A 13,698-nucleotide genomic window follows, 5' to 3' on the forward strand; every position below is an offset into this window, starting at 1 on the left:
TTTTCCTCAAATAGTAGTCAGGCATTGCGTCGTGTTAAACCGCACAGCTGTCATCATCACAGCGTTTATTCGCCGGTGAAAAAATATCCCAAATCGATACGGCAACCATCAGGCCTAATGCTGAATAGGTGACATAGCTGCTCCAACCGTATTGAAACCAGGGGTAAAGCGACAGAAGTAGTAATATCGGGCCGATCATACCGAGCACACTGCGGTGCCATTGCCGGTGGCTGAACCAGCCAAGCCCATTGAGTACCAGGGCTATCCAGGCAAACAGTGGTAGTAGTGTGTTAACAAACAAACCTTCCCATTGGCTCAGAAAACCCAACCCGACCGCAGCGCCCAGGCTGGCGATGGCCGGGAAACACATGGCGCATCCCATAGCAGAAACCAGCGCGCCCAATGAGCTAATTTTATCGCCGAAACGGGTCAGTAACTGTATTAGCATTTCCATGTTTTACTCTTTGAGCGTTGACGGATAACCCGCGTTAGTGGTGGCTTCGGTCAGTGCTTTTACCGTGGTTTTTTCGTCGTCAAAAGTGACTACTGCCAATTTTGTTTCAAAGGTGACTTCAGCTTTACTCACACCCTCAACTTTTTTTAAGGCCTTTTTGACCGTAAATGGGCAGGTCACACAGTTCATGGTTGGGACTTCCAAAGTAACTGTTTTCGGCGCAGCAAAAGCGGTCAGGCTGGTCAGAGCTAGCAAAAACAACAAGGCAATTTTCTTCATAATTTTCTCCAGTAACGTAATAAGTCATTAATAAAAGTGAGCGGTAAGAAAGTGTTCAGGTAAACCAAACAATCCAATAATTACTGGTGACTAACACCAACGCAGTCAGCGCCGTTAACCAAAAGATCACCTGCCGTCGTTTTCTCACTTGAGGAACTGCACAGGCGGTGCCTGGCTCGCACGGCTCAACGGGGCGATAGACCTTCCAGCCAGCAAATCCAAATAAGGCTAAAACCAGCAGGATAAAAATGGGGCGGTACGGTTCTAACAAGGTTAAATTACCAATCCAGGAGCCACTCACTCCTAACAGCAACAAGACGAAAGGACCAGCGCAGCACAGGCCAGCGCCAACAGCGGCAATCACGCCGCCAATAAGGGGTAGATTGGTTTCTTTCTGGGACACGACTTACTCCTCTTATTTCAGCGTATGGAGCAAGTGTAAACTCCGTACCGATGTACGGAGTCAAGCGTTTTTGTGATATCCGTGTAAAACTAATTAAGGTTGCAGGGAGTCAATAATGGGACAATGTCCGTCATCGTTATTACTCTTACATTGCGTCAGTAATGCCCTAAGTGCACTTTCGAGTCGCGTCAGATCGTCAATTTTTTCCATGACGGAGCTAAGTTTATATTCAGCCAATTCCTGAACCTGAGCACATGGGCGGTCATTCAAGCTTAACAGGTTGGCGATCTCTTCCAGGGTAAACCCCAACTCTTGCGCCCGCTTTATGAAGCGAATGCGATTAACCGTTTCATCGGGATAATGGCGGTAGCCCAACTCGGGTTTTGGCGGTTGCTCTATTAATCCACGACGCTCATAAAAGCGAACCGTTTCTATATTGATAGCCAGTTCTTTGGCAACGTTACTGATAGTTCTTGTCATGTTCATACCTCTTTTACCCTAACGGTATCTATAAGAACCGCCATTTTCTCCATCAATATATGGGTAGCGTTATTGGAGAGTTGCTGTCCTTCCTCAATATACTCCCAGACGGTGGCATCGCTCTTCCATCCACCTTGTTTTTTGATCAACTCAAAATCGACTCGCTCTCGGGCTGCCGATGTGGATAAACCACGCCGAAAGCTATGGCTACTCAAGTCCGGTACGAAATTGAACTGACAGGCGCTTCCCAGAGTCTTGAGTAATTCATTAACGGCACCGGGATTCAACGTTTTAGGCTGAATCTTATCCCAGCGATTAATGGGGCGAAAAACCGGACCTTCATTGATGTCAGCCAATTCTATCCAGTTCTTCATGGCCGTAGCAGGACAGCAGTTTGGTGCACCGAAAGGTAATGCTCGCACTAAGCCGGTGGCGTGTTGATCAGTCTTCGAACAAGGCAGCCGTATGAGAAGTCCTTCAGGTTCCCACACTAGATCACTAATTTTAATGGCCACCAATTCGCTACGACGAAAGGCGCCAAAAAAACCGGTCAACACTAGCGCGATATCCCTCAGTTTCTTTTTGGTGTCTGGCAATTGCCGCAAATGATTCACCATTTGGGCGACGTGCTCCAAGCGCAATGCCTTGGCTTTGCGCTTGGGTTGGCCATGGGTACGACGAATGCCTTCCATGGTTTTGCGCACAAACGGATTACTTACCGGATCGATGATCCTTTGGTAATGATGCCATTGGCTAATTGCGGTAAGGTGCAGATCCAGGGTTCGGGGGTTAAGTGATTCGGCTCTGGCCAGCAGGTAACGCACCACCGTATCCCGATCCGTGGGCAGGCGGCCACCCCATTTTTCAAACTGCCGGATGGCGGATTGATACGCTTTGCGAGTATTGTCTGAGGTGGCTGCCTGGAGGTATTGCTGCAATGACTCGGCTTCCTGGCCTGTAACCTGGTTCGAGTCCTCATTACGTAACGATAGTTCAGTGACCATTATTGGCGATTTACTGTTCATAAATAAGAATCCTATTGGAATCGCTGGAAAGGCAGCTATGTACCGATGTTACGGGTCGAAAATTTAAGGCTCAATTCATTAACCTACGATAACAATGATTATCGTAGGTTAGATATTTAAATTCAAACAATCTTGAAAAACACTAACATAATGTTATATTACGTATTATGTAATACGGTATTAAATAATCCGAGAGGAATCACCATGGCCCGTGCCGGAGTCACTTATCACGATATCGCTAAAGCCGCTGAAGCCATTAAAACACACGGCCAGGAACCCACGGTGGATCGGGTGCGCGAACACCTGGGTACCGGCAGCAAAAGCACCATCGCGCCATTGCTCAAGCGTTGGCGGTCAGACAATGGGGAGGCGGCCGATGTCAGTGGACTGCCGAACGACCTCGTCGAGATGGTAATGTCCCTGCATGAGCGGGTACAGCAGATGGCCGACCACCGTATCGAACAGGCTCGCCAGGAATTCGATACTTTAAATGAAGAGCTCCGCAAAGAGTTGACCCATGCCAACAACACCATCGCACAACTTACTTCCCGCCAACAGGATCTGGACGACCAGATAGCAAGAATTACCGAGGAAAAAAGCCTGCAAGATAAGTCCCTGGAAGGCGCACGTGTCAGCCTGGCAAAGGCCGAGTTTCAGCGGGACGACGCTCTTACGCGAGCCAACGACTTGAAGGAGAGTGTCAGTGAACTCAAGCAAGAAAACCGGGATATTCGCGATCATTTCGAACATTACCAGCAGCGCACCGCCGAAGATCGCCAGCAGGAGCGCGAACAATTCCGTTCAGTTAACCAGGGGCTGAAGGATCAGATCCAGGATCTGCAACACCGGCTAACCCATGCTGAGTCGAGAGCGTCAGAGCTGTTTGACGCCAATGTGCAGTTACAACGACATGCCGATGAATTAAAACAGGCCAATGCGGCGCTAAACAGCGACCTGAAGGGAAAGATAGAAGATATCCAGAACCTGAAACACGAGCTTGAAGAAATCGTGACAAGGTGCCGGGAATACCAGCATAGAAATGATCAATTGGCGGAAAACATGGCCGTGCTTACCACTCAGAAAGCTGATGTCGATAAGCAAGTGGCCGTCTTATCCCAAACTCTGGAGACCACAAAAACCGAATTGAAAACCACCCAGGATAAAGCAGCGCTTCTGACCGACGAGAATAAGGTCATTCTTCAGGAAAAAGCCGTGATCCAAGGTCAATTTAAACAGCTCCAGGGTTCGCTGTAGCCGGCAGCTTAATGGAGGAATCTCATCAAATTTGTCATTTCTTCCACTTGAAGCTTCTGTGCTTCTTCACATCAAGGATCTTTTGCCAATGAATCTGCTGTCAATTTTCGCATTATTTGTAATTACTGCGGTTGCTGAAATTGTAGGTTGTTACCTGCCGTGGCTAGTACTGAAACAGAACAAGTCGGTGTGGTTGTTAATTCCAGCTGCGCTCTCGTTGGCGTTATTTGCATGGCTGTTGACGCTTCACCCAACGGCGGCAGGTCGCACTTATGCTGCTTATGCGGGCATATATCTGGTCGCTGCTCTCTTCTGGTTGTGTATTGTTGACGGAGTGGCGCTCACCCGTTGGGACATGGCGGGGGCTTTGGTCGCATTGGTAGGGGTTACCATCATCGTTATACAGCCAACGGCCGGTTAAGCAAAAGTGCCATAATGTTAAATTATATCAACCACTTATGCTTGAAGTGGCTAAATCCAGCGCTTTTACCGGCCGGATCTCTGATTGGCGCTATATTTACCTTCTGTAAGGCCTGCATTAGCCCACGGCGTAATTGCTATGCTCAGGCAAACTGCGGGGCGAAAAAATAGGGGAAGCGCTTTTCGAGGCAGAGTAAGCGCCCCAAGATTTATAGTCATACTCGTTCCATTTTTGGTTCACGGCTCAAAGGTTATTTGGTGGCATTTACTCCCAGATGTCACTTCGAGCGGTTTTTATTATCGACGCGCTAATAGGATTGAAGCGCGAAGGCTACCAATGAGTATAGAACTCGTTCAGTTTTTGTTGTGCCTGCGATATATCTTTTTGAAATGAGTTACGCTATCTGCCTGCCAAAATAGTCTTTAACTTTTGATAGTGACATAGCGACGGTATTCCCTATCGGTGTTCCTCGAAAGTATCCATCCTCATCTCAGTGTCGATTCAGTTAAAGGTTTTGGGGGTTCACTTTCGAACGATTAAGTTGACATCGTCTTTGGGGCATTGTGGCTATCTCCTCGAAAAGTCTACTCAATTGTGGATGGACTTTTTACGTATTTATAGTTGATGATTGGAATATGGAAAATGTCTGGATACCAAAAATACTAAAGGAAAAAATTATGAGTAAGCTATTGCTGAATTTATGGTGGATCTTTGCTGGCATAGCTTTGATTACCAGTATCTATTTTTTCAAAACGCACGGTACAACCTTCCTTATAATATCGATGAGCTTTTGCATCCTAGCCGGACTTTCTTACGGTTTCGCGCCGCTATTTGCGAGGAAGTGGTTACAAAAGCAACCAGAAGCTTAGAGGGGAACATTGGAAATGACCAAATTGTATAAAGTAGTTGTCAGAGAGTGTGGGTCGATCATTCGAGATGGAAGTACTACCGATACCGCCATGTGCCCAGAAAGCTTCGATAACAACGGCCCTGGTCGCCTAGGTGATTACCTTAGCCCAAAACCACCCAGGGGCCTCGTAGCAAAGACTTTGAAGCAGCACATGTTCACAGCTAATGCAGAGGGTCGCCCAGCACTAAACGGCGAAGGAAAAAAATATGGAAGTGGTCCTCCTTCCAGAGTTCTTTGGAAATTAGCCGTTTTACCAGACTTGGTTCGACTCTTGCGCGAAGAATCTGGCTCAGAATATGTCATTGATTCTCGGGCACTAGGGGTTATTAATGGTCAATATGTGGTTGATGTTGATGAATCAGTTTTGGATTTAGATTACGAATCACAGCCACTGCTTCGTGGATTTTATAGAGAAAATGCATAGATAGGAAAATACGAGGTTGGAAATGAAAGTTAGTTTATTGCTCCTGCTGATTTTGTCTTCTACTGCTTTTGGTCATGGTGGTGGACTAGATTCAAATGGTGGGCACAACGACCGCAAGAACGGCGGCTATCATTGCCACCGGGAGCCTTGTTTTAGCGTTCAAAATAAATCAACTGAAGCAGTGGAGGAGGCCGTAAACCAAAAGCTAGAATTCTCGTATATTTATAATCGAGACGATTGGCAACATTGGTCTGATTTCGATGGTGATTGCATGAACACCCGTCACGAAATCCTCTTAGCACAGGCTGATGGACAGGTAAAAAAATCGCCTGATGGTTGTTATGTCTCTGTCGGAACGTGGTTAGACCCATTTAGCGGTAAAACACTGCATCGCGCCAGTGATCTCGACGTTGACCATATCGTCCCATTGAAGTGGGCTCATGATCACGGCGGCGCCGACTGGCCGCGCAATAAAAAGGAGCGGTTTGCCAACGATCCTAGGAATTTACTTGCTGTGGACGACGGATTAAACCAAGCGAAAGGGGCGAAAGGGCCAAATGAATGGATGCCTCCAAATCAGTCATTTCGTTGCGAATATTTGGAATTGTGGCAAACAGTTTTAAAGGAATACCCATCGCTAAAGATGAACTCTACCGAAGAAAGGGTATTCCGTAAGCAATTAAACTCCTGTAAAAAATAGGAATATTGATTTGATCTTAAAGCCAGCGAAGCGCCGATTGCATCCTCTTATAATCGTAACGAAATATCTGATGAATTTTGGGCGTGGTCGTTTACAGCTTGATTAAAAAGTAGGTTATTAGTCGAAGCTTGAGGTAAGGCTGGCCCTAGAGGGAAATCTCTCAGGACCAGTGTGCGCACGCTTTCTCGGTGTTTCATAATATTGAATGAACGACCAGTGTTGGGCGTACTGAAAACAAAGATGCTGCTGCGCCAGCGGTTATTCCTGTTGCGCAAACACCATCAATCAGGATGATATTACCTGCTGCCCTTGAGCTTAATCTGTAACCGAAGAAGTCGCGCTGCACGGCAGTGCCTTGCTTTTTCAATTGGTAGATTGACTCTCTTGAGTTCCCTGTTATCACATTGCACACTGGAAGGCCGGTTTGGCTTGATAGGTGCCTTGCGATAAGCAAGTTCGACGTTGCTTTACCGGTTCGACTCGGGATCGGTATAAGTATGCCGTTCTCGGGCAAAAGTTTGACCATTTCATTGGCCATACATTTTGCTGCCCAGTTGCATCCTTGCTTTAGTTGGTGAGCAAGCAAGCGAGCTCCTGCAGATCGGTAATAGTAAGCAGAGAATTTCAGGTTAAAACCTTGCTGCTGTTGATCGCAAGGTTTTACTAGTGAACGCATTGCTTGAATTAAAAGTCAGCGTTTTCAGTCATGCTGTATGTTGTTGCAAACGAGCGAGTCACAATAATGTGGTCGCATACATAAGCATCAATAAGTGACAGCGCTTCCTGAATCCGTTTTGTCACCGCAATATCTTCAGGGCTTGGTTTTTCAAAGCCTGAAGGATGGTTATGAGCAAGTATGATTCCTTTTGCATTGCTCATTAGAACCAATTTTGCTATTTCTCGCGTGTAGACTGCGCAGTGGTCAAGGGTCCCTCGGCCAACGCAGACGGTATCTATTAGCTTGTTTTGGCCATCCAATAGCGCAACATGCATTTCCTCATGCTCAAGACTTCCTAGTGTTAAATTGAAAAGCTGGAAAAAAAGTCTTTTTGCGCTTGTGTGACAGGTGATTGATTGGGTTTTTTGTCGAAGTGATTGTTCAATAAAACGTATCGCTTCGGCAACAACTTCATCATGTGATTGAAAGGTGAGCATAGAGCCTCCAGATAATTCCGTATTTAAGGAGGGCACTAGCCCCGTCGGGGAAATGCCCCGATGGGTAGAAAATGTGTAAACCCAGTTTTCACTGCGCTGAATTTCAGGTTTATTGATCAGCTTTTTTAAAGGCTTTTGCAAAGCAAAGAGCACTAGGTAATTCAATCAATTGATTCAACCTTTGTCAATCTCTTGGCTCTTGGTGTCAATAGGGTTCCATAAGTGCCATTACTGACATTTGTGGATCATTGAATAGTTTACGGATTAAGGAGCGCAATTTAGAATTTATTATGTAAAGTTGTCAGCCGCTCCATAAACGAACGTTTGTGGAGCTGTGGAGCTGTAAAGGTATGGTGGGTAATATTAAATAATGAAGCTAGGCTATGCGCGGGTATCTAAGGCTGACGGTAGTCAGCTTCTCGATTTGCAGGTGGATGCACTTGTTGAGGCTGGTGTTGATAAGGGTAGTATTTATCAAGATCGGGCTTCCGGTAAGAAAGATGATAGGCCAGGTCTTGACTCTTGCTTGAAGGCTTTACGTGACGGCGATACATTGCTGGTCTGGAAGCTTGACCGCTTGGGGCGAGACTTAAGGCATTTGATTAATACAGTGCAGAATTTAGCTGAGCGTAATATAGGCTTTAAAGTGATTGCAGGGCAGGGCGCCGATATCGATACATCGACAGCCTCCGGCAAATTGGTTTTTGGAATCTTTGCGGCTTTGGCCGAATTTGAAAGAGAGCTTATTCGAGAAAGAACGATCGCTGGATTAAAATCGGCGAGAGCCAGGGGGCGGAAAGGTGGTCGAAAATTTCAACTATCTAAGAGCCAGGTTCGCTTGGCCCAGGCCTCAATGCGTAGCAGTAACACCAATGCTAGCGAGTTATGTCGAGAGCTTGGTGTTTCTAGGCAGACGCTGTATCGCTATGTTGGGCCAGACGGCGAGTTAAGGGGGTACGGTAAACAGGTGCTAGGAGAGTGAGTAGGCGGCGCGGTTTGAGGTGGGTTCGCCAAGCCTACATGGCGGGCTTCTAAAGAAGCTAAGAGATTGCGCAAGCAGGTGTAAAGTCTTGCAAGTAAAAATGGGTGAAATTTCATTATTATTGTTAGGAGCAAATATTGATGGTTGATACTGTGGATGAATCTATTATTGACGGCGGGATCACTCGCGCCCTTGCTGTAAAGCCTGAGCTCGAAACGCTAAAAGGCCTTGATGTTATGAGGGCTGATGCTATTGCCTTAGTTAAAGCGCACGAATTCTATTTCTCGCATGAGAGTAAGATTCCAATTGGCGCTCGCAGGCAGACGGTTGCAGACTTTCTTTGCGATAACCCAAGCGCTCTGAAAAATATTGTAGGCGCTATTTCTTTGGGTGAAAAGTCATGAACAAGGAAAGGAAAATAGAAAACCTAAATTACGCTGCTTACCATATTTATGAAGCCTTTGTGAGTAAGGGGTATGCGGAAGCTTATCTTGATGAAAAACTTGATACGTTATTAGACTGCGATAAATTCCAAGCCATTCTATTTTTACATAACTGTGACGCCGACATCCAAAGAAAAGTCGCTGACGTCGTCGGGGTTGACGTGTTGGACCTTAAGAAAGCGATCGAAGTTATGGGTCATTTTTAAATTAAGGAGAATAAGTCGTATGTCTATTTTTTATGCCAAGCAAGGTCTCTCTAGCTGCCAAATTGGCGGGGCGGTATCGTTAGCCATAATCCACGACCTTCAAGTTAACCTCTCGTCGCTTCCTGGATTTCCGCAAGTCACTGTTCTTAGTTTGAAAGATGGTTTTTTTCCAATCGAATTGTCTTGGAGTTCGGATGGAGAAGGTGTGAAGTCAGTTGCTTTTGAGCTTGAGGAGGGCAAAGCATTCGCTGCTGCTAAGCGGTTTCAAGATCGTAAATCATTTGACAGGGATATATTCGAGTCCGTTCAATCAGCAATGGCAAGGCTTGAAGGTGTTGCCTGTGTTAAATAAGTAGGTGATGCGAGCTACCAGGGGAAAACTATGAAGTTGCCGATATCAACCGAGCAGGCCGAAGAGATAATAAAGAAAGATATTGCGCATGTTGTTGCAACTCTAGAGCGTGCGCTAGACGCAATCAAAAACCCTTCCTCGGAGCAGGTGGACATGGAAGGAGCTATAGCAAAATATATATAAGCGAGGGTTTTATCAGTACGCTTGATGGTTTGGCGGATATGCAGCTTCAGCTACGAGCTGAAAGAATGAGGCAGGCCGCTAACGAATAAAGAGAGGCTGATCGTTAGCGCAATATCACAATTAGCTTGATGGGCAGGCATTCATATTCACGTAAAATCAGGAGAATCCAATGAAATTTAAGTTAATCCTTGCTGCAATATCGGTGATGGCTCTGCCATCCTGCTCAAAAACGTACGATTACTCGGGTTCTTTTGAGGCAACAAAAGGAGAGGGTTGCGAGGTTCTCGATGGGGATAACGAAATAATTACTATATTTCCAAGCGCTGATGGCGCCAGTAGTTATACGGCAAGATTAAATTCAAAAATGTCTGGTGGCGGGGTGTTCCCCTTGGAGAGCAAGCCATCTAATGTCAGTGAAGATGGCTCAATAACTTTTATGTTTTTCAAAGAGGGGAAGTCCGGTCTTTTTTCAGGTCAACCTGGAGTTGATATGAAAATAAAGATCAAGCCAAAAGATTCTGATCACCTATATTTGGAGAGTTGGCCTGTGGCATTTTCCTCACCTAGCAATTCATCTTTTAATGGGTCTTTTGATTTCGTTAAAGACTCTGAATTGTCAATGATGGGGACAACAGCGCCAAACGAACTGTCTAGGTATGCTGGTAAAAGCGGTCTGTGTCTGAAAAAAATTGAAATATGAGCGGAGCAACGCTTGAAAGAAAATAATTCCACAAAGTAAGGAAAGTCTATGAAAGGTGTAAAAAAAGATGTTTTGTTTGGTGAGATAGATACTCGAGGGGAGTCTTGTAGTCTAGAGTTTGCAGGTGTAGTCAGTGTTGCAAGGCGTCTACAGCCTAGAGGTTTCGCGAATCAAATAAATCGATTGCTTAGGGAGAGTGGAGGTAGTGTCGAGGCCATTGAACATACTTCAGATCCTGATTTTTACGTTATCTTGGACAAGCTTTCTAAAGCGGACATTGATTGTATCTATATAGGCAGGCGTACAGATCAGAATTCAGCGGTAAAAGCGACGCTAGACTGTTCGTTATTTCTAAGTGATGGTTTATTTAGAGTTGTACCTCAGTGGTGCTCTTATAAAGATACCCGTGCCGATGAAATTGTTGGCGGCCTGATTGAGCCTTTATTTAAGAATGAATTGATTGACATCGTTTATATAGATTATGGGCAGGATGAGTTCGAGAAGCTTCCAGATAGCATTGAAGAGGCTTCTAGGGCCTTATTTTCTTTGTCTGGATACCCAAAATACAAAAAGGAAGTGTTATGAAAAATATAGTGATGATGGTGGGTTTGGTTGTCACGGCGTTACCAGTATTCGCCGCTGACCAATGCGAGACTAACTTCACCAAGGAGGGAGGGTTCTTTAAGGGGACTACCTTCAAGACCTGGGCAAATATTGAGGGCGTGACCGTAGGTGATGCGCACTCTAGCGTCTATCGACACATTGCTAAAGATGGATGGAATATTGTTTCATCTGACAAAGAGGCTGGTGTTCTCACCGCGTCGCAAACGGTATCGTACGGTAAGGGTAAGACAGCCCCGCTCAATATCATCTTTGAGCCTAATGCCGAGACTGGTACAAGGATATCTCTAAGTTACGCGCTATCCGGTGGTGTGTCTTCGCCGAAGAAGGCGGTCATTGAAAGCTTCTGTGCAACGATTGCTTCTGCGACAGGTAGTTCAATGTGATGTTTCTTTGCTCGGGTTTCAACTTTTAAGCGCTCATGTTGAGCGCTTCTTTTTATATTCTATTTGTATCGTACGATACATATTTTGTAGTGGTCAAAAGCAATTGTTTTTACTGTAGCCTTACCATCCTGTTGATTTCTTTGGTAATGCTCTCGAAATCTCTGGTAATGCAGCCCTATTTGCTGGTAAATATTTCATTTTTAGTGGTAATTCAGTTGAGTCTGCTGGTAAGGCTGAAATGCCTTTATCGTGCGGCTTTCTCAAATTTGCCTTGTTTTGTTGTTGCAAATTGTATCGTACGATACAATAATTACTGTGTTAACTAGATCGTTGGTGTCGAAATGAATGAAGGTCCTACAAGTGCGTTATATGGTGCTATTGAGCACGCGTACAACCATTTTAATGCAACATTGTTTGAGGGTAAGTTACCCAAGGTACTTTTTACTGTTCAGCGCCAAAAAAATGTAATGGGATATTTTAGTCTCGAGCGTTGGACCTCAGTTGGCGGTGATCGATGCCATGAAATTGCTATCAATCCCGCGTATATCGCCAGGGCGGCGCTATTAGAGGTGTTTCAAACCCTTTGTCACGAGATGGCGCACTGTTTTCAGCATTGCTATGGCAACCCCAGTAGAACTGCGTATCACAATAAAGAGTGGGCAGATCATATGGAGTCCATAGGGTTAATGCCCTCTACTACAGGCTTGCCCGGTGGCGCTCGGACGGGACAAAAGATGAATGATTACCCTCTGAAAGGAGGCGCCTTTATTCGTGAGTGCGACGTCTTGGTGAAAGGTGGCTTTGGTTTGCCCTGGGTAGATCGGCAGGCGGAAAGCTATACGCCAGTTTTGAGCGAGGAGGGCGCGTCTTACATCAATTCTTTGGAGTTGGAGCCTGAATCATTGGATCGCCTTTCGTCGTCACTTGATCAGGTTGTTGGTGAAGAAGTCTTTGCTGATGTTAAGCCCGCAAAAGGCAAGGTTAAGTCAAGGTACTCTTGTGAAGGTTGTAGTTCGAATGTATGGGGTAAGCCAGGGTTAAGGTTGGCCTGTTTAAGCTGTGATCAAGAACTTGTTGAGAGTGCTTCGTGACATATTGTATTGGTCGTTACAATAAGCGGCGCTCTCTGGAGGATAGTGGCACCAGGGGCTCTGGTTGGCCCTATGGATACGGGGTATGCTCCGGTTAAATTCGTTAATTAAGTAGATTTTATTCTGACACTCTATTATTTGGATATAAACATGAAAAAGGTTAATTTGATAGCTCTAGCTTTAATTGCGGGTTCATTAACAGCTTGTGGTAGCGGTGGGGGCGATAGTGCAGGTGGAGTGCCAGGAACAGTTGATGATGCGTTGAAGTCCTGCGGCGGTACTTACGAAGAGTGTGTGGGTGAAAACCCACAAGTTTGGGTTTGGGATGAGGAAAATTACGATTCATTTGCGCACCAGCAGATGGCCGTAACGCTTGAAAAAAGCCACGTCTTTTACCTTCAATCTTTCGAGGATCATGCTAATAGAATCCCTGATTCTCCAGATCGAACCGAGCTAGAACTCGTTGATTTGTGGGCTAAATATTATATAGAGAAAATGGACTCTTTTATTGTTCAAGTGAAGCCGGTCATAATCAATATACATAATGACTACGGCGCCTCCACAGTTGCTGATCGTTATCTAGAGAATGCATTATCCGAAGTCGAATCTATCAGGCAGCGTTTTATTGAGCAGTACGATATGTTCATTGAGCCAAGGTTCTACTCGTATCCTGACGCAAGCGAACACTTGGCCACTTTAGACCTTCTAGCGCCTTATTTAAGTCAGCTCGATACGATTTCTGTCGAAATCGCTATGGAGATAAATTAATGCACGGCAAGGCTCTTTGGTGTTGTTTTGGGTGAAATTTGATCATGTTGTTGTCATTAATGTCATTTGCAGCTAATCTGGGCTTTGGGATTTGATTCTTTTAGTAATTAAAGAAAGGACGGGGACTATGAAAACGTCTGCAGCTCTGCTTTCGGCTGTAACCTCAAGATTTTTGAGTCTATATACTTTATTGAAACGCATTGATTGGGATAAATATTCCATGTTATCCCTCAGGATTATCTGGGGAGCTATAGCGGTGACTTTCTCTGCGGTAATTGTTGTTGGAAAAGTATTATCTTTGGGGGCAGCTTCTGAAAATGAAGAGTCTAGCGACGATGAGTCGGATGAGGACGGTACGCTTTTTGTTAATATGCGTACAGGCGAAAAGTCCCCCATGAAATTTGACTCTTACGATAAGCTTTAAGCTACACTATATTTATACCAAAGAGCCACTTTTAATG

General features: G+C 45.3%; 23 protein-coding genes. 15 read left to right on the forward strand and 8 right to left on the reverse strand.

What is annotated here, in order from left to right; translation table 11 throughout:
- Positions 1 to 34 precede the first annotated feature (34 nt).
- From merC to MARGE09_RS10105, 5 genes are all read right to left on the reverse strand, one after another.
- The gene (merC, locus tag MARGE09_RS10085; protein ID WP_476703463.1) at positions 35 to 454 is read right to left on the reverse strand and encodes an organomercurial transporter MerC; all 420 of its coding nucleotides are present in this window, start codon (positions 452 to 454) and stop codon (positions 35 to 37) included.
- 3 nt (positions 455 to 457) lie between these two features.
- Positions 458 to 733 carry a mercury resistance system periplasmic binding protein MerP gene (gene merP / locus MARGE09_RS10090; RefSeq protein WP_236987207.1) on the reverse strand — a complete coding sequence of 92 codons (276 nt, stop codon included), beginning with the start codon at positions 731 to 733 and terminating at the stop codon, positions 458 to 460.
- A gap of 55 nt (positions 734 to 788) precedes the next feature.
- Positions 789 to 1,136, reverse strand: coding sequence for a mercuric transporter MerT family protein (locus tag MARGE09_RS10095; RefSeq protein WP_236987208.1), 348 nt, complete (start codon positions 1,134 to 1,136; stop codon positions 789 to 791).
- Positions 1,137 to 1,229: 93 nt separating this feature from the next.
- Positions 1,230 to 1,616, reverse strand: coding sequence for an Hg(II)-responsive transcriptional regulator (gene merR / locus MARGE09_RS10100; RefSeq protein WP_275068747.1), 387 nt, complete (start codon positions 1,614 to 1,616; stop codon positions 1,230 to 1,232).
- Between the two features lie 2 nt (positions 1,617 to 1,618).
- Complete coding sequence (locus MARGE09_RS10105) at positions 1,619 to 2,641, reverse strand: tyrosine-type recombinase/integrase (protein ID WP_236987210.1); 1,023 nt, start codon at positions 2,639 to 2,641, stop codon at positions 1,619 to 1,621.
- A gap of 204 nt (positions 2,642 to 2,845) precedes the next feature.
- Here MARGE09_RS10105 and MARGE09_RS10110 point away from each other — a divergent pair, with 204 nt between their 5' ends.
- The 4 genes from MARGE09_RS10110 to MARGE09_RS10125 all read left to right on the forward strand — a co-directional run bounded on the left by MARGE09_RS10110 (position 2,846) and on the right by MARGE09_RS10125 (position 6,350).
- On the forward strand, positions 2,846 to 3,895 hold the full coding sequence (locus tag MARGE09_RS10110; protein WP_236987211.1) for a DNA-binding protein: 1,050 nt from the start codon (positions 2,846 to 2,848) through the stop codon (positions 3,893 to 3,895).
- A gap of 88 nt (positions 3,896 to 3,983) precedes the next feature.
- Complete coding sequence (locus MARGE09_RS10115; protein WP_236987353.1) at positions 3,984 to 4,316, forward strand: YnfA family protein; 333 nt, start codon at positions 3,984 to 3,986, stop codon at positions 4,314 to 4,316.
- A gap of 884 nt (positions 4,317 to 5,200) precedes the next feature.
- Positions 5,201 to 5,650 carry a hypothetical protein gene (locus MARGE09_RS10120; RefSeq protein ID WP_236987212.1) on the forward strand — a complete coding sequence of 150 codons (450 nt, stop codon included), beginning with the start codon at positions 5,201 to 5,203 and terminating at the stop codon, positions 5,648 to 5,650.
- Between the two features lie 22 nt (positions 5,651 to 5,672).
- Positions 5,673 to 6,350 (forward strand): HNH endonuclease, encoded by a 678-nt coding sequence (locus MARGE09_RS10125; protein ID WP_236987213.1) that lies wholly within the window; start codon positions 5,673 to 5,675, stop codon positions 6,348 to 6,350.
- 193 nt (positions 6,351 to 6,543) lie between these two features.
- Here MARGE09_RS10125 and MARGE09_RS10130 read toward each other — a convergent pair whose 3' ends face one another.
- Together MARGE09_RS10130 and MARGE09_RS10135 are read right to left on the reverse strand one after the other, a co-directional pair.
- The gene (locus MARGE09_RS10130) at positions 6,544 to 7,026 is read right to left on the reverse strand and encodes a hypothetical protein (RefSeq protein WP_236987214.1); all 483 of its coding nucleotides are present in this window, start codon (positions 7,024 to 7,026) and stop codon (positions 6,544 to 6,546) included.
- A gap of 8 nt (positions 7,027 to 7,034) precedes the next feature.
- On the reverse strand, positions 7,035 to 7,670 hold the full coding sequence (locus tag MARGE09_RS10135) for a JAB domain-containing protein (protein ID WP_236987215.1): 636 nt from the start codon (positions 7,668 to 7,670) through the stop codon (positions 7,035 to 7,037).
- Between the two features lie 205 nt (positions 7,671 to 7,875).
- Here MARGE09_RS10135 and MARGE09_RS10140 point away from each other — a divergent pair, with 205 nt between their 5' ends.
- From MARGE09_RS10140 to MARGE09_RS10175, 8 genes are all read left to right on the forward strand, one after another.
- The gene (locus MARGE09_RS10140; RefSeq protein WP_236987216.1) at positions 7,876 to 8,487 is read left to right on the forward strand and encodes a recombinase family protein; all 612 of its coding nucleotides are present in this window, start codon (positions 7,876 to 7,878) and stop codon (positions 8,485 to 8,487) included.
- A 137-nt stretch (positions 8,488 to 8,624) separates the two neighbouring features.
- Positions 8,625 to 8,891, forward strand: a complete 267-nt coding sequence (locus MARGE09_RS10145; RefSeq protein WP_236987217.1) for a hypothetical protein — start codon at positions 8,625 to 8,627, stop codon at positions 8,889 to 8,891.
- Complete coding sequence (locus tag MARGE09_RS10150) at positions 8,888 to 9,136, forward strand: hypothetical protein (RefSeq protein ID WP_236987218.1); 249 nt, start codon at positions 8,888 to 8,890, stop codon at positions 9,134 to 9,136. The genes MARGE09_RS10145 and MARGE09_RS10150 overlap by 4 nt, the downstream gene beginning before the upstream one ends.
- Positions 9,137 to 9,155: 19 nt before the next feature.
- The gene (locus MARGE09_RS10155; RefSeq protein WP_236987219.1) at positions 9,156 to 9,488 is read left to right on the forward strand and encodes a hypothetical protein; all 333 of its coding nucleotides are present in this window, start codon (positions 9,156 to 9,158) and stop codon (positions 9,486 to 9,488) included.
- A 30-nt stretch (positions 9,489 to 9,518) separates the two neighbouring features.
- Positions 9,519 to 9,671 (forward strand): hypothetical protein, encoded by a 153-nt coding sequence (locus MARGE09_RS10160; RefSeq protein ID WP_236987220.1) that lies wholly within the window; start codon positions 9,519 to 9,521, stop codon positions 9,669 to 9,671.
- 169 nt (positions 9,672 to 9,840) lie between these two features.
- Entirely contained in the window at positions 9,841 to 10,371 is a 531-nt protein-coding gene (locus MARGE09_RS10165) for a hypothetical protein (protein WP_236987221.1), read from the forward strand.
- A gap of 48 nt (positions 10,372 to 10,419) precedes the next feature.
- Positions 10,420 to 10,956, forward strand: coding sequence for a hypothetical protein (locus tag MARGE09_RS10170; RefSeq protein ID WP_236987222.1), 537 nt, complete (start codon positions 10,420 to 10,422; stop codon positions 10,954 to 10,956).
- Positions 10,953 to 11,378: a hypothetical protein gene (locus MARGE09_RS10175; protein WP_236987223.1), complete on the forward strand. Its 426-nt coding sequence runs from the start codon at positions 10,953 to 10,955 to the stop codon at positions 11,376 to 11,378. The genes MARGE09_RS10170 and MARGE09_RS10175 overlap by 4 nt, the downstream gene beginning before the upstream one ends.
- A gap of 120 nt (positions 11,379 to 11,498) precedes the next feature.
- Here the strand turns inward: MARGE09_RS10175 and MARGE09_RS10180 are convergent, their stop codons facing one another.
- The gene (locus MARGE09_RS10180) at positions 11,499 to 11,666 is read right to left on the reverse strand and encodes a hypothetical protein (RefSeq protein ID WP_236987224.1); all 168 of its coding nucleotides are present in this window, start codon (positions 11,664 to 11,666) and stop codon (positions 11,499 to 11,501) included.
- Between the two features lie 53 nt (positions 11,667 to 11,719).
- On the opposite strand from MARGE09_RS10180, the gene MARGE09_RS10185 reads away from it, so the two are divergent.
- The 3 genes from MARGE09_RS10185 (at position 11,720) to MARGE09_RS10195 (ending at position 13,661) form a co-directional block, all read left to right on the forward strand.
- Complete coding sequence (locus tag MARGE09_RS10185; RefSeq protein WP_236987225.1) at positions 11,720 to 12,469, forward strand: SprT-like domain-containing protein; 750 nt, start codon at positions 11,720 to 11,722, stop codon at positions 12,467 to 12,469.
- A 150-nt stretch (positions 12,470 to 12,619) separates the two neighbouring features.
- Positions 12,620 to 13,237 (forward strand): hypothetical protein, encoded by a 618-nt coding sequence (locus MARGE09_RS10190; RefSeq protein ID WP_236987226.1) that lies wholly within the window; start codon positions 12,620 to 12,622, stop codon positions 13,235 to 13,237.
- Between the two features lie 127 nt (positions 13,238 to 13,364).
- On the forward strand, positions 13,365 to 13,661 hold the full coding sequence (locus MARGE09_RS10195; protein ID WP_236987227.1) for a hypothetical protein: 297 nt from the start codon (positions 13,365 to 13,367) through the stop codon (positions 13,659 to 13,661).
- Positions 13,662 to 13,698: the final 37 nt, after the last annotated feature.

This window comes from Marinagarivorans cellulosilyticus (genome assembly GCF_021655555.1).
GTDB classification, from domain to species: domain Bacteria; phylum Pseudomonadota; class Gammaproteobacteria; order Pseudomonadales; family Cellvibrionaceae; genus Marinagarivorans; species Marinagarivorans cellulosilyticus.

Coding starts and splice junctions, on each gene's coding strand:
- merC (WP_476703463.1), bottom strand. CDS start 454: ATGGAAATGCTAATACAGTTACTGACCCGTTTCGGCGATAAAATTAGC.
- merP (WP_236987207.1), bottom strand. CDS start 733: ATGAAGAAAATTGCCTTGTTGTTTTTGCTAGCTCTGACCAGCCTGACC.
- merR (WP_275068747.1), bottom strand. CDS start 1,616: ATGACAAGAACTATCAGTAACGTTGCCAAAGAACTGGCTATCAATATA.
- MARGE09_RS10105 (WP_236987210.1), bottom strand. CDS start 2,641: ATGAACAGTAAATCGCCAATAATGGTCACTGAACTATCGTTACGTAAT.
- MARGE09_RS10110 (WP_236987211.1), top strand. CDS start 2,846: ATGGCCCGTGCCGGAGTCACTTATCACGATATCGCTAAAGCCGCTGAA.
- MARGE09_RS10115 (WP_236987353.1), top strand. CDS start 3,984: ATGAATCTGCTGTCAATTTTCGCATTATTTGTAATTACTGCGGTTGCT.
- MARGE09_RS10120 (WP_236987212.1), top strand. CDS start 5,201: ATGACCAAATTGTATAAAGTAGTTGTCAGAGAGTGTGGGTCGATCATT.
- MARGE09_RS10125 (WP_236987213.1), top strand. CDS start 5,673: ATGAAAGTTAGTTTATTGCTCCTGCTGATTTTGTCTTCTACTGCTTTT.
- MARGE09_RS10130 (WP_236987214.1), bottom strand. CDS start 7,026: ATGCGTTCACTAGTAAAACCTTGCGATCAACAGCAGCAAGGTTTTAAC.
- MARGE09_RS10140 (WP_236987216.1), top strand. CDS start 7,876: ATGAAGCTAGGCTATGCGCGGGTATCTAAGGCTGACGGTAGTCAGCTT.
- MARGE09_RS10150 (WP_236987218.1), top strand. CDS start 8,888: ATGAACAAGGAAAGGAAAATAGAAAACCTAAATTACGCTGCTTACCAT.
- MARGE09_RS10155 (WP_236987219.1), top strand. CDS start 9,156: ATGTCTATTTTTTATGCCAAGCAAGGTCTCTCTAGCTGCCAAATTGGC.
- MARGE09_RS10160 (WP_236987220.1), top strand. CDS start 9,519: ATGAAGTTGCCGATATCAACCGAGCAGGCCGAAGAGATAATAAAGAAA.
- MARGE09_RS10165 (WP_236987221.1), top strand. CDS start 9,841: ATGAAATTTAAGTTAATCCTTGCTGCAATATCGGTGATGGCTCTGCCA.
- MARGE09_RS10170 (WP_236987222.1), top strand. CDS start 10,420: ATGAAAGGTGTAAAAAAAGATGTTTTGTTTGGTGAGATAGATACTCGA.
- MARGE09_RS10175 (WP_236987223.1), top strand. CDS start 10,953: ATGAAAAATATAGTGATGATGGTGGGTTTGGTTGTCACGGCGTTACCA.
- MARGE09_RS10185 (WP_236987225.1), top strand. CDS start 11,720: ATGAATGAAGGTCCTACAAGTGCGTTATATGGTGCTATTGAGCACGCG.
- MARGE09_RS10190 (WP_236987226.1), top strand. CDS start 12,620: ATGAAAAAGGTTAATTTGATAGCTCTAGCTTTAATTGCGGGTTCATTA.
- MARGE09_RS10195 (WP_236987227.1), top strand. CDS start 13,365: ATGAAAACGTCTGCAGCTCTGCTTTCGGCTGTAACCTCAAGATTTTTG.